This is a genomic window from Bacillus sp. jun7, assembly GCF_051034795.1.
GTDB classification, from domain to species: Bacteria; Bacillota; Bacilli; order Bacillales; family Bacillaceae; genus Bacillus; species Bacillus velezensis.
Map to the genome: position 1 here is coordinate 3,931,138 of NZ_CP093219.1, position 20,939 is coordinate 3,952,076.

The following is a 20,939-nucleotide window of genomic DNA, read 5'->3' on the forward strand; positions in this document are numbered from 1 at the left end:
GATTACTGTCTACCATTTTAACGTGTTTTGCTTGTATGAACAAGCCATATCCTATGGCGGAAAGCAGGTGGCCGCGCTATGAAAAAACTTGATCATGTCGGCATTGCCGTCAGCTCTATTGAAGCCGCGAGAGGATTTTACGAACGGATGCTCGGGCTTACGTATATGGGAGACGAGCTGGTAAACGGCCAAAATGTGAGAGTTGCTTTTTTAGAAGCGGGAGGCACAAAGCTTGAGCTGATTGAGCCGCTGTCGGACGCGTCTCCCGTCAGCTCTTTTTTACAGAAAAGAGGCGAAGGGCTGCATCATTTGGCATTCCGCTGCGCCGATATGAAGGAAACGATCAAGGAGCTTGAATCATGCCGCATGACCTTGATTCATCATGAACCGCAAAACGGAGCGGGCGGGAAGAAGATCGCATTTCTCTCTCCAAAAGAGGCGAACGGGGTCCTGATTGAGCTTTGTGAAACAATTGAAAAAGGAGAAACTCAAGATGAGCATGAGTGATCATATCAGACACTTAAACGAAAGACGTTCCTTTTTAACAAACGGCGGCGGAGCGGAAAAAAATGAAAAACAGCACAAAAAAGGCAAGCTGACGGCAAGAGAAAGAATTGACTATTTATTGGACGAAGACAGTTTTTCAGAGCTGCAGCCGTTTGCCAAAAGCCGCACGCCCGGGTGCCAGAATGCTCCGGGAGACGGCGTTGTTACCGGATACGGCACAATTGACGGACGGCCCGTGTATTTGTTTGCCCATGACTTTACCGTACTCGGCGGGACGCTCGGCGAGACACATGCGGAAAAAATCGCGGCGGTAATGGATCTGGCGGCGAAAAACAAAACCCCGATCATCGGGCTGAACGACTCAGGTGGTGCGAGAATTCAAGAGGGTGTGGTATCATTAAATGGATACGGTCATATCTTTAGGCGCAACGTCCTTTACTCGGGAGTGATTCCGCAAATTTCTGTCATCCTTGGGCCGTGTGCCGGCGGTGCTGTTTATTCACCCGCTTTGACTGATTTTGTGATTATGGCGGAACATACGTCGCACATGTTTATTACAGGCCCGAAAGTCATTGAACAGGTGACGGGTGAACAGATTGACGCGGAAAGTTTAGGCGGTGCGGGAATACATAATGTGATAAGCGGAAATGCCCACTATTCTGCACGAACGGAAAAAGAGGCACTTTCCGCTGTGAAAACCCTGCTTTCTTATCTCCCGCACGGCGGACAGACGGCATTACCCGTTAAAAAGGAAGACGCCAGACCGTTATTAAACACCCTCGTTCCCGCGGACAGTTCGAAACCTTACGATGTGTTACAGGTAATAAAAGAGCTGGCGGATGACGGAACGTTTTTTGACATTCAGCCGTATTTTGCCAAAAACATTGCTGTCGGTTTTCTGAAACTCGGACGGCGTACAGTCGGTGTTGTCGCAAACCAGCCGAAACACTTGGCGGGGAGCCTCACGATTGATGCCGCTGACAAAGCGTCGAGATTCATCCGTTTTTGCGACGCGTTTCATATTCCGCTATTGACGATCGCTGATGTTCCGGGATTTCTTCCGGGCCTTCAGCAGGAACATGCGGGAATCATCCGTCACGGAGCAAAATTGCTGTATGCTTTTGCCGAAGCGGCGGTGCCGAAAGTGACGCTCATCATCAGAAAAGCTTACGGAGGCGCCTATGTCGCCATGAATTCGAAAGGGCTCGGGGCAGATCTTGTATTCGCCTGGCCCAATGCGGAAATCGCCGTGATGGGAGCGGAAGGCGCGGCGTCGATTTTATACAGCAGAGACATACAGGCTTCTGGCGACCCGGAGAAGACGAAGCGCGAAAAAAAAGCCATATACGAAAAGGAAAACGCCGGTCCGTATAAAGCGGCGGCCTGCGGAATGGTGGATGATATCATCCGGCCGGAAGACTCGAGGAAAAAATTGATTCAGGCATTTGACATGCTTGCGCATAAGGAAGAGGAAAGACCGAAAAAAAAGCACGGTAATATACCGCTTTAAACGGAGGGAACTGAAAATGGTAAACGAAAAACGTCTGCTTGAAGAATTTCTTGAACTCGTTCAAATTGATTCAGAGACAAAACATGAAGCGGAAATCAGCAAGGTGCTCAAACAAAAATTCACTGATTTAGGATTGAGCGTAAAAGAAGATGATACAAAAGAAGTGACCGGGCATGGAGCCGGCAACTTAATCTGTACGTTAAAGGGCACAAAAGATGCGGATACGATTTATTTCACTTCGCACATGGACACGGTTGTTCCGGGCAAAGGCGTTAAGCCGATTGTGGAAGACGGCTATGTAAAATCCGACGGCACGACGATTCTCGGCGCTGATGATAAGACGGGTCTTGCCGCAATGTTTGAAGCCATTAAAGTGCTGAAAGAACAAAACATCGAGCACGGCACCATTGAATTCATTATCACGGCCGGAGAAGAATCGGGATTAGTCGGGGCAAAAGCAATGGATCGTTCAGACATTACCGCGAAATACGGTTTTGCGCTTGATTCAGACGGAAAAGTCGGCAACATTATTGTAGCCGCGCCGACACAAGCGAAAGTGAGAGCAACCATTTTCGGGAAAACGGCTCATGCGGGAGTGGAACCGGAAAAAGGCATCTCCGCGATTACCATCGCATCAAAAGCAATCTCTAAAATGCCGCTCGGCCGTATTGATAAAGAAACAACGGCTAATATCGGCCGTTTCGAAGGCGGCACGCAAACCAATATCGTCTGCGACCAGGTTGATATTCTGGCTGAAGCGCGTTCATTAGTGCCTGAAAAAATGGAAGCGCAAGTGCAGAAAATGAAAGAAGCTTTCGAATCTGCTGCAGCTGAGATGGGAGGCCGCGCGGAAGTGGACATCGCGGTCATGTATCCGGGTTTCAAATATCAGGACGGTGATCAGGTTGTGGAAGTCGCGAAAAAAGCAGCGGCAAAAATCGGCCGTCCGAGCGAACTTCAGACAAGCGGCGGCGGAAGTGATGCAAACGTCATTGCCGGCCACGGCATTCCGACAGTCAACCTGTCAGTAGGCTATGAACAAATCCATACGAAAAATGAAAAAATGCCGATTGAAGAGCTCGTCAAAACGGCGGAAATGGTCGTTGCCATTATCGAAACAGCGGCCAACTAAAAACGAAGCACCCAGTTGATTGGGTGCTTTTTTCATTCTTCATGATAATTGGCGTAAAGCTTCGCAGATACAAGAAAAAAACCCTGCCGGATAGGTTCCGGCAGGGTTTCAGTATTATGATTTGGCGGGCTCCGCCTGAGCCGCAGCCTGTTTCTTTTTATGATGCGTCTGCTGTAAAAGTACGTTCTGCACTGTCAAAAACAGTCCGCTTGTAAACCAGTAAAGCGGCAGCGCAGCCGGTACGTTAAGCGAAAAAACGGTCATCATGACAGGGAAAATAAAGACCATGATTTTTGCTGACTGCATCGCGGCCGGATTTTGAGCAGCCGGTGAATATTTCTGGTTTAATTTTTGGGAAATATAAGCCTGTAAGAAATACATGGCCCCCGCGCACAGTGATACAAGAATATCAGAATGCCCTAAGCTGAACCACAGAAATGAGTGTGAAGCAATTTCCGGCGTTGAGCGGATGGCGTAATAAAAACCGATCAAAATCGGGAATTGCACCAGCATCGGAAGACATCCCATTGCCATCGGATTCAGATTGTGCTCACGGTAAAGCTTCATCATTTCCATTTGCAGTTCTTTTTGTTTTTCCGCATCTTTCGTTTGTTTTATTTTAGCCTGGATGCTGTCGACCTGCGGTTTGATCACAGCCATTTTTTCCTGAAACACCCGCTGTTTCTTAAATTGGTTCACAAACAAAGGCAATACAACGATCCGGACGATAATCGTCACCAGAATAATCGACAGTCCGTACTCACCGTGGAACAGGCCCGCCACCCCTTTTAAAAGTGCCGAAAACGGCTCGATCAGGTAATCGTGGAAAAAACCGATATTCCCGAGGCCTCCCGTCTGAGTCTGAGATGTCGCCGCAAAAGCCGAGCGGCCTGTGCACAGTACGATAAAAAACAATCCGAATGCAATCCATTTTTGATATGTTTTAGACAATTATGTCTCCTCCTTTTTATCTTCACTTGCCGTTATAAAAGGAGGAAGCTGACATCTTCATCATCATTCGCCGGTGAATTCATGCGGATGACTTTACGTATCCAAGTTGTAATGCGATGATATATAATAATAAGAAAGTCTGTTCGGTTCAGCTGAACGACTGCTTGATGTTCATCTATTCGTTTCGTTCTCCAATGCTCGCCTGCGCGGCGCTCACGCAAAAGAAAAGCGATGCCGATCGCGGTCAGAGCGGGAAGAATAATTGTGAAAAAATCGACTAAAAATAAAAAGTCATTCATTGACTCAAGAATCATTTTATCACATCCATTCAGCTCTTATTTTACTACATATATATAAGGTTGTCTATGTAAGGAAAGGAGGCGCCGGGAGTGGCCGGAAAAGGGAGAATTATATTTCATATCGATATGAACAGTTTTTATGCCTCTGTAGAAATGGCGTATGATCCGTCTTTAAGAGGAAAACCTATCGCCGTTGCCGGAAACGTGAAGGAACGGAAAGGAATCATCGTCACCTGCAGCTACGAAGCGAGAGCGCGGGGCGTAAAGACCACCATGCCGGTGTGGCGGGCAAAACGCCTCTGTCCGGAACTCATCGTCGTGCCTCCGAATTTTGACCGCTACCGGAGTTCGTCAAAAGAAATGTTCAGCATTCTGAGGGAGTATACGGATTTAGTCGAGCCTGTTTCTATTGATGAAGGATACATGGATATTACGGACACACCGCACAGACACAGGGCGTATGAGACAGCCGCAGACATTCAGGCGAGACTGCAAAAAGAGCTTTTGCTTCCGTCAAGCATCGGCATCGCCCCGAATAAATTTCTCGCTAAAATGGCGTCTGACATGAAAAAACCGCTCGGCATCACCATTTTAAGAAAAAGAGAGCTGCCGGACGTCTTATGGCCTCTTCCGATTGAAGAGATGCACGGTATAGGAACGAAAACTGCGGAAAAAATAAAAACGCTCGGCATCAAAACGATCGGTGATTTGGCAAAAGGAGATGAACATGCGCTGAAAACGCTTCTCGGCATAAACGGCCCGAGGCTGAAGGATAAAGCGAACGGCATCCATCCTGCAGAAGTCAATCCCGAGCGGATTTATGAATTTAAAAGCGTCGGCAACTCATCCACCCTGTCGCATGATTCGGCTGACTGGGATGAATTAACGGGCGTGTTTGACCGGCTCGCGCTGTCTGTGAGCGAACGGCTCCAGCGTAAGGAGGTCATGGCCTGCCGGCTGTTCATCATGATTCGGTATGCGGATTGGAAAACGGTCACAAGAAGCATGACCCTCAGCAATCCGGCTGATCAGAAAAAAGACATCATGGAAGCGGCGATGGAACTGTTTGACAAGCACTGGAACCAAAATCCGGTAAGGCTTCTCGGCATCACCGGGACGGAACTGGTTGAAAAACAGCAGGCGTATAAACAGCTTGATCTGTTTTCATTCAAGGAGGACGCAAAGGATGAGCCGATTTTTCAGATGATGAACGAGCTGAATGAAAAGTACGGCCAAAACCTGATCAGAAAAGGCGCCGTTATAAAAAAAGAAGAAAGCAAAACAAGGGGAACGAGCTTTAACAGAGACTTTTTTCAGGATGAAAAGAAAAGGTGAATAACTTGAAAAAAGGGGTTATGTATGATAATTTCTTTAGTATAAATATCATTTTATTTTAATTTAAATTTTAAAATGGTTAAACGTTTGAAGAAGGGACGTTAGAATATGTCAAAACAACAAATCGGAGTTATCGGTCTTGCGGTAATGGGTAAAAATCTGGCTCTTAACATCGAAAGCCGGGGATTTTCTGTGTCTGTATACAACAGATCAAGCAGCAAAACGGAAGAGTTTTTAGAAGAGGCAAAAGGCAAAAATGTTGTCGGCACATACAGCATTGAGGAGTTTGTCCAGTCTCTTGAAACACCCCGTAAAATCTTATTAATGGTTAAAGCGGGAACTGCAACGGATGCGACGATTCAATCTCTTCTTCCTCATCTGGAAAAAGACGATATTTTGATTGACGGCGGAAATACATACTATAAAGATACACAGCGCCGGAACAAAGAGCTTGCCGAAAGCGGCATTCACTTTATCGGAACGGGTGTATCAGGCGGTGAAGAGGGAGCGCTGAAAGGGCCTTCTATTATGCCGGGCGGCCAAAAGGAAGCGCACGAACTCGTAAAACCGATTTTAGAAGCCATTTCTGCTAAAGTGGACGGAGAAGCTTGTACGACATACATCGGCCCGGACGGAGCGGGGCACTATGTAAAAATGGTGCACAACGGTATCGAATACGGTGACATGCAGCTGATCTCTGAGTCATATTTCATTCTGAAACAGGTGCTCGGATTGTCTGCCGAAGAGCTTCACGAAGTATTCGCTGAGTGGAACAAAGGAGAGCTTGACAGCTATCTGATTGAAATCACGGCTGATATTTTCACTAAAAAAGATGAAGAAACGGGCAAACCGCTTGTTGACGTCATCCTTGATAAAGCTGGCCAAAAAGGAACGGGTAAATGGACAAGCCAAAGCGCTCTTGACTTAGGCGTGCCGCTTCCGATTATCACTGAATCTGTTTTTGCGCGTTTCATTTCCGCAATGAAAGAAGAGCGTGTGAAAGCAAGCGGCCTTCTGTCCGGACCAGACGTTAAGCCGGTCACTGAAAATAAAGAAGAGCTGATTGAAGCGGTCAGAAAAGCGCTCTTCATGAGTAAAATCTGTTCTTACGCACAAGGCTTCGCCCAAATGAAAGCCGCGTCTGAAGAATATAACTGGGATCTGAAATACGGTGAAATCGCGATGATCTTCCGCGGCGGCTGTATCATCCGCGCGGCGTTCCTGCAAAAGATCAAAGACGCATATGACCGTGAACCGGAGCTTGACAACCTGCTGTTAGACAGCTACTTCAAAAACATTGCAGAAAGCTACCAAGGCGCCCTTCGCCAAGTGATTTCACTTGCCGTAGCCCAAGGCGTGCCGGTACCTTCGTTCTCAAGCGCACTTGCGTATTACGACAGCTACCGTACGGCAGTGCTTCCTGCAAACTTGATTCAAGCGCAGCGTGATTACTTCGGCGCGCATACGTATGAACGCACAGATAAAGAAGGCATTTTCCATACTGAATGGATGAAGTAATGAAGAAGCCCCCGCATTGATTGCGGGGGCTTTTCCTGATATTAAAAACCGCGGGCCGTCATGAACGGCGCCGCGGTTTTTTAATTTTTTCTTATATATTCCACCAGTGGAGGCCGTCTTTTTCAAGAAGATCGTCCGAAGCTTTCGGTCCCATTGACCCGGCTTCATAATTCGGAGAAAGGGTTTTGTCGGCTGCCCACGTTTCGGAAATCGCATCGACGAAATTCCAGGAAAGCGCCACTTCGTCCCAATGGGCAAAGTTTGTCGCATCACCGAGCAGACAGTCATGGATTAATTTTTCATAGGCTTCCGGTGTGTTCATTTCATCACTGCAGTTGCTGCAGTAATCCAGCTTAATCGGCTGAGCATGAGCGGCTCCGCCTAATTTTTTAGCGTTCAGATATAGTGTGATGCCTTCATCCGGCTGAATATGGATGACAAGCAGGTTCGGATTTACATTCGTTTCATTGCCGTAATAAAGGTTCATCGGAATGTCTTTAAATTGAACGACGATTTTCGTTGATTTTTCTTTCATCCGTTTCCCTGTGCGGATATAAAACGGAACGCCGGCCCAGCGGAAGTTATCGATTAACAGCTTTCCGGACACGAATGTTTCCGTATTGGAATCCGGTGCTACATTTTGTTCATCTGTATAGCTCGGTACAGCGTTTCCGTCAATCTTTCCCGCTTGGTATTGTCCGCGGACGAAGAAGTCACTCACTTCGTTTGGAGCGACAGGGCGGAGAGCTCTCAGCACCTTCACTTTTTCGCTGCGGATTTCTTCCGTGTTCAGTTTAATCGGCGGTTCCATCGCCAAGAGAGCGACCATTTGTAAAATATGGTTTTGAACCATATCACGGAGTGCGCCTGATTTTTCATAATATCTCGCACGGTCTTCAACGCCGAGATCTTCACTTGACGTAATCTGGATGTTTGAGATGTAGCGGTTATTCCACAGCGGCTCAAACAGCGCATTCGCAAACCGGATGACTTCGATATTTTGAACCATTTGTTTGCCTAAGTAATGGTCGATCCGGTAAATTTGATCTTCCGTGAAAGCTTCGCGTATTTCTTTGTTAAGCTCTTTCGCACTCGGCAGATCATGGCCGAACGGTTTTTCAATGACGAGACGGGACCAGCCATTTGTCGCTGTGACACCTTCGTTTTTAAGTGATTTTGCGATCGTGCCGAAAAACTCAGGAGCCATCGCCAAGTAAAACATTCTGTTGTTCGGGATTTCATATGTATGTTCAAGCTGATCAAGCAGGACATTCAGCTCCTGATAGGAACCCGGATTCGTTACATCAAACGGATGGTAATAAAAATGAGATGTGAAATCGTCTATGTCTTTTTGCCCGGCAGAAGAAACAGACGTTTTAACCGTTTCCCGGAGGTCCTCGTTTGACCAAGGTCTTCTTCCAACACCTACAACTGCAAACTCTTCACCAATTTGACCATTTTTATATAAACGGTGAATGGATGGGTAAAGTTTTCGTTTTGCCAAATCCCCTGTGGCACCAAATATTACAATTACTGCTTTTGGTTTGTCGTTTGTTTTCACTTAGAGTACCTCACTTTATCTGAAGCATGGTTTAAAACCCCGCATATTTCCTTCATTTTAAATCTAAAATTCGTTGAAAGCAAACATTTCAGCCTGTTTTTTGCGGTTTGCGGAAAAAAATTAATCAGGCCGGAGAAGGCCCGGGTGAATTCACATTTTCAGTCTGATCCTGTATCCTTAGTAGTACAAAGATCTAGGAGGAAGCATTGTGGAATTATTATTTTTAGGGACGGGGGCCGGCATGCCGGCAAAGACGAGAAACGTAACGTCCGTCGCGCTGAAGCTTCTTGAAGAAAGGCGTTCCGTATGGCTGTTTGATTGCGGAGAAGCCACTCAGCATCAGATATTACATACAACAATCAAACCGAGGAAAATAGAAAAGATTTTCATCACCCACCTTCACGGCGACCATGTTTACGGTCTTCCGGGTCTGTTGGGGAGCCGTTCATTTCAGGGCGGTGAAGAAGAGCTGACGATTTACGGGCCAAAAGGCATTAAAGCCTTTATCGAAGCAAGCCTGAACGTGACGGCGACTCATCTGACGTATCCTCTTACCGTACATGAAATCGAAGAGGGGACGGTTTTTGAAGATGAGCAATTCATTGTTACCGCAGTATCCGTCATTCACGGTGTGGAAGCGTTCGGCTACCGGGTTCAGGAAAAGGATATTCCCGGCGCATTGCAGGCCGGCAGATTGAAAGAAATGAATATCCCGCCCGGACCCGTCTATCAGAAACTTAAAAAAGGCGAAACGGTCACACTTGACGATGGCAGAATCATTAACGGGCGGGATTTTCTGGAATCCCCGAAAAAAGGGAGAATCGTCGCTTTTTCCGGGGATACGAGGGCATCAGAGCGGGTAACGGAGCTTGCGCGCAATGCGGATGTGCTTGTTCATGAAGCGACGTTTGCCAAGGAAGATGCAAAGCTCGCACATAATTATTATCACGCGACGACAGAACAGGCTGCGCAAACGGCAAAAAAAGCAGGCGCCAAACAGCTGATCTTAACTCATATCAGCGCAAGGTATCAGGGTGAATCGCCGATAGAGCGTCTCGAACATGAGGCGAAAGCGGTATTTGAGAACAGTAAGATCGCATTTGACTTCATGGAGGTCACTGTGGAGCGGTCTTAAAAAATAGACGCTTGACATTTTTTTCTGATGAGATATAATAAAACGTAATAATTACGATTTATATAAGGGGTGAAAATGATGCATGTGAATGTTACATTGGCCTGTACAGAGACAGGGGACAGAAATTATATCACGACGAAGAACAAACGGACGAATCCGGACCGGTTAGAAATGAAAAAGTATTCACCCCGGTTGAAAAAGTATACTTTGCATCGTGAGACAAAATAGATCACGATAACAAAAGCCATTGTGCCGTTGCACAATGGCTTTTGTTTTATCAGTTTACCGCCTGATAGGCAGGAGCATTCATTTGCTGGCGCACCGCGCACCAAACATCATAAATGGCAAGGTGGACGATGTGCGGTTCATCGTGGTGAATGGCATGAGAACTGTTTTTGGCCTGAATCCATCCGCTTTGATAAGAGACATCAAGCATGCTTCTGTGCAGTTTCACCCATTGTTCATGAGCGTGCTTTAAGCGCTCATCCCGCTCTCCCGATGATAAAATCAACAGCGGCATATCGCCGAAGTGAATCTGCTGATGCTGGATCTGCCTAAGGCTCGTTAAAAATTCCGCGTGTGATCCTTCCAATTTGAACTGTTTCAAATAGGCGGCCTTCATTTCTTCAGGAAGAAGCGGAAGCACTTTCGTCTCCTGATCCTCAGAAACCGGATCAAGCAGCACCATCCCGAGAATATCCCGGCGGTTCCGGCTCGCCCAAAGTCTGCTGATAATCGTGCCGTATGAATGCGAGACGACAAGGTAAGGAGGCTTGACGCCGGCCTTCAGAAGAAGAGCGTTTAATTCCTGTACCATATGGTCCGCCGTTCTCTTGTTTCGGCTTCGTCCGCTTTTGCCGATTCCGGCTCTGTCATATGTGAAAACCCCAAATTCTTCATCTATGTCAGCGAGTAATGATGTCCATGTTTCAGAAGAAGTGCCGTAGCCGGCTTCAAAGACGATCGTCACTTCGCCGGCGCCTTTACGGTGTTTCGTATAAAACGGACACCCGTCAATCAGATATGTCCTTTCCATCCATGCTGCTTTCATTGGAGTCATCTCCTCTAATTGGTTCTATAGGGAAGACGGAGAAGCTTCGGCAATCGTTTCTCGAAAAATAAAAAAAGAGACAGCCGGATCGAAAAACTCCGGCTGTCTCTTCATCACCATGCTCTGTCGTATTGGACCGGTGACGGTATTTCAGTATTCAGCTGCTTCGCTGCACTCCTTGCAAAGTGCGGATCGCGCAGAAGTTCTCTCGCGACAAAAATAAGGTCAGCGCGGTTGTTTTGCAGAATTTCTTCCGCCATTGTTCCCGTCGTTATCAAACCGACGGCGCCTGTTGCAATTTCGGCCTGTTCACGGATTTTCTCCGCGAAGCTCACTTGGTAGCCGGGGAAGACGTTAATATCAGCTTGAACGAGTGCGCCTGAGCTGCAATCAATGAGGTCGACTCCCTGTTCTTTCATCCACTTCGCAAAACCGATATGATCCGCAATGTCCAGCCCTTTGTCTGTATAATCCGATGCAGAAATACGGACAAATAACGGGCCGTCCCAGACTTCCTTGACGGCTTCAATGGTCTCGCCTAAGAAGCGGTAGCGATTTTCATGTGAGCCTCCGTATTCGTCTGTACGGTGATTGGACAGAGGGGACAAAAATTCGTGCATTAAGTAGCCGTGTGCGGCATGAAGTTCAATAATGTCAAAGCCGGCTTCTTTCGCGCGCGCCGCTGCCTGTTTGAATTCCTGAATGGTTTCTTTAATTTGTTCTGTCGTCATTTCAGCCGGTGTTTTGGACTGCTCATCGAACGGAATAGCTGACGGAGCGTAAATGTCTCCCTCAAGCTCAGCTTTACGTCCGGCGTGCGCAAGCTGAATGCCGATTTTAGATCCTTGCGCTTTCACTTGTTCCGTCAGTTTGGCAAAACCTTCGATATGATCATCGCTCCAAATGCCCAAATCCTGATCGGAAATGCGCCCCTGAGGATTAACGGCTGTCGCTTCCACGATAATCAGGCCGACCTGTCCGATTGCACGCGATATGTAGTGCGCCATATGAAAAGGCTGCAGTTTTCCGTCCTTCTCATGTGAGGAATACATGCACATCGGTGCCATAACAATACGGTTTTTGATCGTTACATCTTTAACGCTCCATGGTGTGAATAATTTTCTCGCCATTTATTTCGCCTCCCGGAATGTTTTTAGACATTGATTATAACAACTCATGATCATTCAGTCATATAAACTGCTCACAACTGAACAGATCGTTCTTATTGTTCTGGACGGGCATTTTTTTATACACAGCGGTGCTGTATCTTCATAACAGGCATTTACAGCCGATCATATAGCAAATATAGATGAGAAACGCACCGATGACTGCGTGGCCTCCTTTGAACCAGTTTGTCAGGATGAAAATACTGCTGATGAAGATCACTGCGCCGAAGGCACCGAATATTCCGTTTTTTTGAGCGGCTCTGAAATCGTCGGGGCTCATATTTTTCAGCTGCAAGTGAATATTCAATAACGTCATGATCGGCAGCAATGTGATAACGCCTGATAAAAATAAGTATTTCGACTTGCTTAAATACGCGGCGGCCACCATAACGGTGCCGCCGATAAAAAATTGAATGAGAAAACTCATGCTGAAACGCTCACCTTCTGTTTGTTATCAAGTATAATGATGGAGACATTGCCATTTTATTTTTGATTGATGTATAAGTAAACTAAATATAACTAATGCATTGGATAATAAGTAATGATATCTGGGAGATGAAGCCGGTTGGATTTAAAGAAGCATTTAGCCTTTATTAAAACGGTAGAAAGCGGCAGCCTGACCCAAGCCGCTGCCATATTGAATTACACACAGCCGAACATCAGCCAAATGATCAGTAAATTAGAGGAAGAGTACGGTTTTCCGCTTTTGATCAGACAGCGGCATGGAGTGAGGCCCACCGCAAATGGGTTGAAAGTGTTACATATTATGAAGGAAATTCAAAAAAACTATGAAAAACTGTCTCAAACCGTTGATAATATTAATGGGTTAGAAAGAGGGGAAGTCCGGCTCGGCACTGTTACGAGCGTGGCGGTAAAATGGCTGCCGAAAATTTTGAGGGAATTTAATGAGCTGTATCCTTCTATTAAGGTGCATTTGTTTGAAGGAAATTCTACTGAGCTGGAACAATGGCTGAAAGATGACCGGATTGATGCGGCGATCGGGACATCCCACAGCGAGAAGTGGCATTTTTACCCGTTGGCCGAGGACCCGATTGTAGCGGTGATGAGCCCGCAGCATGAATTGGCGCAATGTGAAACGGTTCCGTTACATGTCATGGAGTCCGTCAAATGTATCGTGCCTTATCCGGAGACACATTTTGATGTGCTGAAAGTGCTGAAGGAAGAAAAGATCACACCGCGGGTCGCTTATCAAATCAGAGGGGATGAAGCGATTATTGCAATGGTGCGGAACAATCTGGGGATCAGCATCTTGCCGCAGCTTTTGGTGAATGATTGTGATGTGCTCATCAAACGGTTCGACCGGTATGTCTCCAGGCAGCTCGGCATTTTGACAGCTCATGCAAGGGAGACGCAGACACCTTCTGTCCAGAAACTGATTCAATGCATACAAGAATGGGTTGCGGTCCATCAGGCTTCTGTCTGAAGAAGCCTGATATGCGTTTAAGCCGGTTCAGGATAATAGACCAGCATAAAATATGTCACCGGTTCATCCGAGGAATGAAAATAACTGTGCGGCACCGCCCGAAGTCAGCACATGGTTTTCGTCATGAAGCTAAACCGTCAATTCACCGCTCTTGATTAAAATGGATTCTTCCCCTAAATGTGATTGTCTCATAGGCGCAGCCCGGCTTCAGGTTAACTATGCCTTGAAAACAAAAAGTCTGACCGTGACGGTGGTGAGCGGGGTTATTTTGATGTCGGGCTTTCGTCTGTTTATATAAAAAGGGCATCAACGGCACATGCTGTTGATGCTTTTTTTGAAATGCTAGGGCTTGGAGAGCACTTCAATTCCGACGTTGACCATTTTGTCCAGTCCCATAAAAGACAGGCAGATTTTGGCGCGTCTTTTTCTTTTATCGATCTTTTTAATAATGCCTTCCATTCCTTTAAGAGGCCCTGAGGCAACGGTTACTTTTGAATTTTCAATATAGACTTTTGAATAATCTACAGTGTCTCCTTCTCCGATCAGCCTGATAATAGGGAGGATTTCCTCATCCTTAATTGTCGTGAAATAGGTTTTGCGCTCTTTGGAATAATATGCGCCGTTATTCACGATTCTGCATGAAATGGGGAGTTCTTTGATTTTATGAAATGTCCGCTCTGTCATCTTTGTTTTAAACAGAACATATCCCGGAAACATCTTTTTGAGTGCCTCGTATTTGATTCCGGCTTTTCGTTCTGTGACTTTTTTCTTGGGTATGATTGAGTAGAGAGCCTGCTCATCAAACTGCAGACGCAGAAATTTTTGAACTGCTTCTTCTTTTCCCGACTCTACAAAAAGTGCGTACCATTTCATGACTGGATCCTCCTTAGAATAATAAGAAATTATTATACAAAGAAAGTATTTAATGGATAGTATTTAAAGTGATTAAAAAATTTTCTAATTCGTCTTTTTTTTACATAATATATGAAAATGAAAAATAAGTATAGACCCAATTGACAGAGAGGTGATGAATTTTCTTTGACATGAAAAGGGTTCAGGGAATTATCTGACATTTATCCCGAAACAATTATGCAGACTGTCCACCGAACATAAAACTGTGGAATAAATGTCAGAAAATAACGAAATAAAGCCTTGACATTATTATCTATAAATTGATATTATTCTCTTTAAATAGCAACTATTTGTTAAATTTATTAAATTAAAGTAAAGCACCTATTAAATTTCAATCGCTGTTTCGGCACGTTGAAGAGGAAATAGGGATTATAAAAATGATTTCAGTGTATATATCTACATATACATGATAAGGGAGAAGTGTGCCGTCATGGCTGTTTTCGGGCATATTGGCACTGCAGCTTGTCATGCGAAACATTCAGTAAACAAGCAAGATGTCTTTATATAAATTATGTTAGAAAAGGAAAACACAATGCGTTTGCGATTTTTAAACCTGTGCTGAATCGCAAACGCGTTTGTGTTTTTATTTTTATGGCGGTGTTTACACCAGTCAATATATGAAATGAGCGAGACGTTTTTGCATTGAGAACCACATGTGATATTCAAATTGACAATGCGGAAAGGATGAGGATAAGATGCTTACGTTTGTGTTCCCGGGGCAGGGTTCTCAATTTAAAGGAATGGGAGCCGGGCTGTTTGATGAATTTCAAGATCTGACACGTCAGGCTGATGACATATTAGGCTACTCTATAGAAGAATTGTGTCTGGAGGATCCGAATCATCAGCTGGGGAAAACGCAATTTACCCAGCCGGCGTTATATACGGTAAGTGCACTCAGTTATTTAAAGAAGATTAAAGAGTCCGGCAGAGAGCCCGATTACGCCGCAGGGCACAGTTTAGGAGAATATAATGCGTTATTTGCGGCCGGCTGCTTTGATTTTAAGACCGGTTTGCAGCTTGTGAAAAAAAGAGGGGAGCTCATGAGCAAGGCAGCTCCCGGAGGCATGGCGGCGGTTTTGGGGTTTACGGCTGAACAAGTAAAAGAGGTTCTATCCGATTATCATCTGACCGGCATTGATATCGCTAACCACAATTCACCTACGCAAATTGTGATCGCCGGAACGAAACAAGACATTGAAAAAGCGGGCCCCGTCTTTGAAAAAGCCGGCGTGAGAATGTATCTTCCTTTAAATGTGAGCGGCGCCTTCCATTCCCGCTATATGAAAGATGCTGAAAAAGAGTTCGCGGATTATTTAGAAGAAACGGCGTTTATGCCTCTTCGTTTTCCGGTGATTTCAAATCTTCATGCCGCACCTTATAAGAATGATGAAATCAAAACAAATCTGACTTTGCAAATGACCAATCAGGTAAAGTGGACGGACACGATACGCCGTCTGATGGGGCTTGAAAATAATGAAATTGCAGAAGTCGGGCCCGGGGAAGTGCTGACAAAACTGACGCGGCAGATTAAAAAAGATGCCGTCCCATTACCAATGCCGAAAGAAGAGTCTGATACTGCTGATGTTAAAGCATCGGCAGCTGATTCACAAAAAACGGCGGGAATGAGATTAGGGAACGAAGATTTTAAAAAAGATTATAACATCCAATATGCTTACATGACGGGCTCCATGTACAGAGGAATTGCTTCGGAACAGATGGTCATTAAAGCGGCAAAAGCGGGAATGCTGGGCTTTTTCGGAACGGGCGGATTGAGTATCGAACGGATCGGACAGGCCATCGGAACCATCCGGTCTGCACTGCGGCAAGGGGAAACATTCGGAATGAATCTTCTTCATCATATGATGTCACCTGACAAGGAAGTCAGAATGATAGATTTATATTTGAAAAACGGCATTCATCTTATTGAAGCATCGGCATTTATGGGCATAACCCCGGCTCTCGTGATATACAGGGCAAAGGGATTAAGCAGGAATCATGACGGGTCGGTGTCAGTTCAAAACAGAATCATCGCGAAAGTATCCCGGCCTGAAGTCGCTGAGGCCTTTCTGAATCCGGCTCCGGCTCATGTGCTGGAAAGACTTGTGTCTGACAATCGGCTGACAGCCGGGGAAGCGGCGCTTGCAAAAGAAATTCCGATGGCTGATGACATTTGCGTTGAAGCGGATTCAGGAGGGCATACCGACCAAGGGATTCCGTATACATTAATGCCTGCCATGATCAGACTCAGAGACCGCATGATGGAGAAGCACGGGTATGCGAAAAAAGTAAGAATCGGCGCAGCGGGCGGCATCGGCACTCCGGAAGCGGCTGCTGCCGCGTTTCTGCTCGGCGCCGAATTTATCGGAACCGGTTCTATTAATCAATGCACGGTCGAAGCCGGGACAAGTGATTCAGTGAAAGATCTGCTTCAGGAAGCGAACGTGCAGGATACGTCATACGCTCCCGCGGGAGATATGTTTGAAGCGGGTGCAAGGGTGCAGGTGCTGAAAAAAGGCCTGTTTTTCCCGGCAAGAGCCAATAAACTCTTTGACTTGTACAGACAATACAATTCTTTAGATGAAATAGATGAAAAAACGAAAACATTAATTGAAGATAAGTATTTCCAGCGCAGTTTTGAGGAAGTGTATGAGCAGTTGAAACGTGATAAATCTCCTGAACAGATCGCCAAAGCCGAACAGAATCCGAAACACAAAATGGCGATGGTATTTAAATGGTATTTTTCCCATACGACGAGACTCGCTCTGGAAGGAAAAAGCGAAAGTAAAATAGATTACCAAATTCATTGCGGCCCTGCACTCGGGGCGTTTAATCAATGGGTGAAAGGAACCCCGCTTGAAAATTGGAGAAACAGGCATGTCGACTTGATCGGCAAACAGCTCATGGAAGAAACAGCCGGCCTTCTTGCGCAAAGGCTGGTATCGATTACAGGCTGAGTATGACCAGACATTACATTTTTTCTGCGGAGGACTACCATGCTGATTGAAAATCATGAATTAACGATGAGCCATGTCGGGTTAGGGAATTTGAATGAGTACGCGCTGCTGCTGTTATTCGGCAACGCACACAGTCACCATTTAACGGACGGAACGGGATTCCGGCCTGATCAGATGGCCGATCACCAAGGGCTGATTTTGTATCCGGCTTATTTTATGACACATCTCAAAGTTCCTTCAGATCAGCCTCTTGATCAGTACCGATTATGGGACGAGGTTTCCGTCGGAGTCGATATCTCCCGGTTTGGAGAAACCATATTAGAATCTGATTATTTGTTCGGGCCGAAAGGAGCGGTCAGCTCTGATAAAAGCGAGTGGGACCGCGGACGGTTTCCTTCTATGAAAGCCAATAGTTTAATTGTCGTCGACGTCACGCAAACAGAAGGTTCGACCCGCAAAGTCTCAGCGCCGAAGGCTGAATGCATTGCGGAACTTTCTAAGCTAGCCAAGCCGCCTTACGCGCTGATGCGGTCAAAGAAAATCAGAACGGACGCTTTCGGTATGGAGCCGGGCAACCTCAAAACAGCGGACCCCGTTTCATATCGGGTTCCTGTTGATCAGGATGCTGCGCCGGGGCATGCCATGGTGTTTGCGAAATTCAGCAAGATAATGGATGCGGCGGAATTTGAATGGATGACGCGCCGGTCGAAGCCGGGTTTTCCGGTTTCAATCGCGCGGCATTTATTTTTGCTTGAAAGAGAGACGTATTATTACGGAAATTGTTTTGCAGATGAAGAGCTTGATATTTATATGACGGGACACATTGAAGAATGCGATCCCGACTTTCACGGTGAGTCCCTCGGTATGATCTCAGTGGCGAAAATCAGCTATCAGATTGAAGTCTATATGAAAAGGAATCATACATTGCTGGCCATTTCCAAGGTGGATAAGCTGCTGGCGGTGCCGACCTCTTCACAAGATCATATTCCGGATTATAAACGGGTCATCAGAAGTTTATAAAATGAAGAATGGAGCTGAAAGCAAATGGAACAAACCAAGGAAATGAAGCAGATCATCGCTCAAATTATTCAGGATATTCAAGAACAGCAGTCGTATCGGGCCGTCGAAGCGGGAGATGATGTGAGAGTCATAGAGGATCTGGGCTTCTCATCACTGGATATCGCTCAATTAGTCGCACAGATGGAGATGGAAACCGGAGTAGATCCTTTTTCCCAAGGAGAAACGATTTCCAGCATTACAACCGTCGGCAGCATTTGTGATATTTATCAAAAATATATGGACAGTGCTCAATCATGAAAACAGAAAGCAGGGGAGATATCAGCTGGGTGACTGATAAGCTTCGGGAAACGCAGGACAGTGAGTTTCTCATTTTTAAAGGGCAGACTTTTACGTATGATGATTTGCTGACACGAATCAGCTTTTTTCAGAAAGAACTTGAACAAAACGGAATACGTAAAGGAGAATGTGTGGCGCTTATCGGGGATTATTCCCCGAACGCCATTTTTTTGCTGATGGCGCTTTTGTTAAACCGAAATATCGTTGTCCCTCTCAGCAATGAATCAAGGGAGAAGCATCTCGATATGTTTGAAGACGCGAAAGTGAATCAAATCATTGAAATAAATGAAAATGACAGCTGGACGCTTCGTGAAGGTTCTGAAAGCGCCTCTCACCCTCTGCTTGATGACCTGCGCGAGAGAGGGGAGTCAGGCATTATTATTTTCACATCGGGAACCTCCGGCAAAAGCAAAGCATCCGTGTTAAGCGCCGGCCGGCTGCTTGAAAAATACAAAACGGCGAAGAGAAAACCGCTGCGTACGCTCATTTTTCTGAAATTGGATCATATAGGCGGCATTAATACGCTGTTTGCGATTCTGTTTAACGGGGGGACGATCGTCACATCAGACAGCAGAACGCCGGAGTCCGTTTATCAGGCGGTCGACAAACATGCTGTCCAAGTGCTCCCCGCCACCCCGACCTTTTTAAACATGCTGCTGATGTCCAAGGCGGATGCCGGCTATAACCTGTCTTCACTCCAGCTGATCACTTACGGCACAGAACCGATGCCCCAATCAACGCTGCGCGGCATTCACCGGCTGTTTCCGGATGTACGGCTGAAACAAACATACGGATTAACTGAACTGGGTATATTCTCAACGAAATCAAAAGACAGCCAATCCACTTGGATGAAAGTAGGCGGTGCCGGAACAGAGACCAAAATTACCGGAGGCACGCTTTGGGTCCGTTCTGAGTCGGCGATGCTCGGCTATTTAAACGCACCCTCACCTTTCGATGAAGACGGCTGGTACGACACCGGTGACCAGGTGGAAACAGACGGCGAATATATAAGAATTCTCGGAAGAAAGAGTGAAATCATTAATGTGGGAGGAGAGAAAGTGTTTCCGGCAGAGGTGGAAAGCGTCTTTCTGGAGATACCGAATGTCCGGGATGTTCTCATAACGGGCCGAAAAAATCCGATTACGGGCGAGATTGTCGCGGCAGAGGCCGTGCTTGAAAAAGAGGAAGATATCAAATCTTTCAGAAAGCGGGCCGTAGCTCATTGCAGACAGAAGCTGCAGCCATATCAGATACCGCAGATCATCTCTGTTACAGATCGGAAACTGTCTAATGACCGATTTAAAAAAATAAGAAACGTGTAAAACAGGAGGCAAATATGAATAACGGAAAAGTAGCGGTCGTCAGCGGAGGTAGCCGGGGGCTCGGAAAAGCGATTGTACAGGCGCTTTTGGATGAGAATTACAAAGTAGCCGCTTTCAGCCGCAGTGAATCTGATTTTATTAACACATTGAGAGAGAGTGAAAAGTACCGTGACCGCTTTTATTGGGAAGCGGCGGATGCGGCGGATGATGCCGCCATGAAACAGTTTGTTCTTCAAGTATACCGCAAGTTTTCCAGAATAGACGGCTTGGTCAATAACGCCGGTTTGAACCTTGATCAGCTGCTGCCCCTGACCAATGATGAAGACATTGACCGCATCCTCAATCTGAATATCGGTTCAGTCATCAAGCTGACCCGAAACGTTTCCCGGGTCATGCTGAAACAAAATTCCGGATCAATCGTTAACATAAGCTCCATTATCGGTTCAAGAGGATTTAAAGGCACTTCAGTCTACAGCGCATCCAAAGCGGCTCTTGACGGCTTGACGCGAAGCCTGGCCAGGGAGCTCGGGTCCAAAGGAATCCGTGTCAATTCACTTGCGCCCGGTTTTGTGGACACCGATATGACGAAAAATATGCCGGAAAAACAAAAATCGCAGATTATCAGAAGGACGCCGATGGGGCGTTTAGGCGAAACAGACGATATGACCGGACTCGTTCGTTTTCTGCTTTCTCCTGAATCGTCCTTTATGACCGGACAGACAATGGCAATAGACGGCGGATTAACTTGTTAAAGCACAGAAAAATTCTTTTGTACAAGGGATGGTA

At 46.2% G+C, this 20,939-nt stretch carries 20 protein-coding genes; 13 read left to right on the forward strand and 7 right to left on the reverse strand.

All coding sequences use genetic code 11. From position 1 onward, the window contains the following. Positions 1–78 precede the first annotated feature (78 nt). From mce to MJQ52_RS19695, 3 genes are read left to right on the forward strand one after another with little or no spacing between them, the layout of a single operon-like run. Positions 79–507 (forward strand): methylmalonyl-CoA epimerase, encoded by a 429-nt coding sequence (mce, locus tag MJQ52_RS19685; RefSeq protein ID WP_069473494.1) that lies wholly within the window; start codon positions 79–81, stop codon positions 505–507. Then, positions 494–2,017: an acyl-CoA carboxylase subunit beta gene (locus MJQ52_RS19690; RefSeq protein WP_373871227.1), complete on the forward strand. Its 1,524-nt coding sequence runs from the start codon at positions 494–496 to the stop codon at positions 2,015–2,017. The genes mce and MJQ52_RS19690 overlap by 14 nt, the downstream gene beginning before the upstream one ends. 16 nt (positions 2,018–2,033) lie before the next feature. Beyond that, on the forward strand, positions 2,034–3,149 hold the full coding sequence (locus MJQ52_RS19695) for a tripeptidase T (protein WP_003153237.1): 1,116 nt from the start codon (positions 2,034–2,036) through the stop codon (positions 3,147–3,149). A 114-nt stretch (positions 3,150–3,263) separates the two neighbouring features. On the opposite strand, the gene MJQ52_RS19700 is transcribed toward MJQ52_RS19695, so the two are convergent. Continuing rightward, entirely contained in the window at positions 3,264–4,100 is an 837-nt protein-coding gene (locus MJQ52_RS19700) for a membrane protein insertase YidC (RefSeq protein ID WP_076851362.1), read from the reverse strand. 32 nt (positions 4,101–4,132) lie between these two features. Further along, positions 4,133–4,414, reverse strand: a complete 282-nt coding sequence (locus tag MJQ52_RS19705) for a hypothetical protein (protein ID WP_003153239.1) — start codon at positions 4,412–4,414, stop codon at positions 4,133–4,135. Positions 4,415–4,489: 75 nt separating this feature from the next. On the opposite strand from MJQ52_RS19705, the gene MJQ52_RS19710 reads away from it, so the two are divergent. Further along, positions 4,490–5,734, forward strand: coding sequence for a DNA polymerase IV (locus tag MJQ52_RS19710; protein ID WP_003153240.1), 1,245 nt, complete (start codon positions 4,490–4,492; stop codon positions 5,732–5,734). A 108-nt stretch (positions 5,735–5,842) separates the two neighbouring features. Beyond that, positions 5,843–7,252: an NADP-dependent phosphogluconate dehydrogenase gene (gene gndA, locus MJQ52_RS19715; RefSeq protein WP_003153241.1), complete on the forward strand. Its 1,410-nt coding sequence runs from the start codon at positions 5,843–5,845 to the stop codon at positions 7,250–7,252. Between the two features lie 91 nt (positions 7,253–7,343). Here the strand turns inward: gndA and zwf are convergent, their stop codons facing one another. Then, positions 7,344–8,813 (reverse strand): glucose-6-phosphate dehydrogenase, encoded by a 1,470-nt coding sequence (gene zwf, locus MJQ52_RS19720; RefSeq protein ID WP_053573216.1) that lies wholly within the window; start codon positions 8,811–8,813, stop codon positions 7,344–7,346. Positions 8,814–9,021: 208 nt separating this feature from the next. Between zwf and rnz the strand changes: the two genes are divergently transcribed. Together rnz and rpmG are read left to right on the forward strand one after the other, a co-directional pair. Continuing rightward, positions 9,022–9,948 carry a ribonuclease Z gene (gene rnz, locus MJQ52_RS19725; RefSeq protein ID WP_094247801.1) on the forward strand — a complete coding sequence of 309 codons (927 nt, stop codon included), beginning with the start codon at positions 9,022–9,024 and terminating at the stop codon, positions 9,946–9,948. A 78-nt stretch (positions 9,949–10,026) separates the two neighbouring features. Next, the gene (gene rpmG, locus MJQ52_RS19730; protein WP_094247802.1) at positions 10,027–10,176 is read left to right on the forward strand and encodes a 50S ribosomal protein L33; all 150 of its coding nucleotides are present in this window, start codon (positions 10,027–10,029) and stop codon (positions 10,174–10,176) included. 49 nt (positions 10,177–10,225) lie between these two features. On the opposite strand, the gene MJQ52_RS19735 is transcribed toward rpmG, so the two are convergent. From MJQ52_RS19735 to MJQ52_RS19745, 3 genes are all read right to left on the reverse strand, one after another. Then, a complete protein-coding gene (locus MJQ52_RS19735) occupies positions 10,226–10,999 on the reverse strand; it encodes an alpha/beta fold hydrolase (protein WP_043867272.1) in 774 nt (257 codons plus the stop codon). Positions 11,000–11,112: 113 nt separating this feature from the next. Beyond that, entirely contained in the window at positions 11,113–12,129 is a 1,017-nt protein-coding gene (gene namA, locus MJQ52_RS19740; RefSeq protein ID WP_102422724.1) for an NADPH dehydrogenase NamA, read from the reverse strand. 139 nt (positions 12,130–12,268) lie between these two features. Then, positions 12,269–12,592, reverse strand: a complete 324-nt coding sequence (locus MJQ52_RS19745) for a GlpM family protein (RefSeq protein ID WP_015240166.1) — start codon at positions 12,590–12,592, stop codon at positions 12,269–12,271. Positions 12,593–12,730: 138 nt separating this feature from the next. Here MJQ52_RS19745 and MJQ52_RS19750 point away from each other — a divergent pair, with 138 nt between their 5' ends. Continuing rightward, complete coding sequence (locus MJQ52_RS19750; RefSeq protein WP_102422725.1) at positions 12,731–13,609, forward strand: LysR family transcriptional regulator; 879 nt, start codon at positions 12,731–12,733, stop codon at positions 13,607–13,609. A gap of 342 nt (positions 13,610–13,951) precedes the next feature. Here the strand turns inward: MJQ52_RS19750 and loaP are convergent, their stop codons facing one another. After that, positions 13,952–14,482, reverse strand: coding sequence for an antiterminator LoaP (gene loaP, locus MJQ52_RS19755; protein ID WP_003153257.1), 531 nt, complete (start codon positions 14,480–14,482; stop codon positions 13,952–13,954). A 734-nt stretch (positions 14,483–15,216) separates the two neighbouring features. On the opposite strand from loaP, the gene fabD reads away from it, so the two are divergent. From fabD to MJQ52_RS19780, 5 genes are read left to right on the forward strand one after another with little or no spacing between them, the layout of a single operon-like run. After that, the gene (gene fabD / locus MJQ52_RS19760) at positions 15,217–17,475 is read left to right on the forward strand and encodes an ACP S-malonyltransferase (protein ID WP_191073196.1); all 2,259 of its coding nucleotides are present in this window, start codon (positions 15,217–15,219) and stop codon (positions 17,473–17,475) included. Between the two features lie 39 nt (positions 17,476–17,514). Beyond that, positions 17,515–18,495 carry an LnmK family bifunctional acyltransferase/decarboxylase gene (locus MJQ52_RS19765; protein ID WP_077722569.1) on the forward strand — a complete coding sequence of 327 codons (981 nt, stop codon included), beginning with the start codon at positions 17,515–17,517 and terminating at the stop codon, positions 18,493–18,495. Between the two features lie 24 nt (positions 18,496–18,519). Next, positions 18,520–18,792 carry an acyl carrier protein gene (locus MJQ52_RS19770; RefSeq protein WP_003153264.1) on the forward strand — a complete coding sequence of 91 codons (273 nt, stop codon included), beginning with the start codon at positions 18,520–18,522 and terminating at the stop codon, positions 18,790–18,792. Continuing rightward, positions 18,789–20,153: a long-chain fatty acid--CoA ligase gene (locus MJQ52_RS19775; protein ID WP_077722568.1), complete on the forward strand. Its 1,365-nt coding sequence runs from the start codon at positions 18,789–18,791 to the stop codon at positions 20,151–20,153. Before MJQ52_RS19770 ends, MJQ52_RS19775 begins: the two co-directional genes overlap by 4 nt. Before the next feature lie 14 nt (positions 20,154–20,167). Beyond that, positions 20,168–20,905 carry an SDR family oxidoreductase gene (locus tag MJQ52_RS19780; RefSeq protein WP_003153268.1) on the forward strand — a complete coding sequence of 246 codons (738 nt, stop codon included), beginning with the start codon at positions 20,168–20,170 and terminating at the stop codon, positions 20,903–20,905. Positions 20,906–20,939 lie beyond the last annotated feature (34 nt).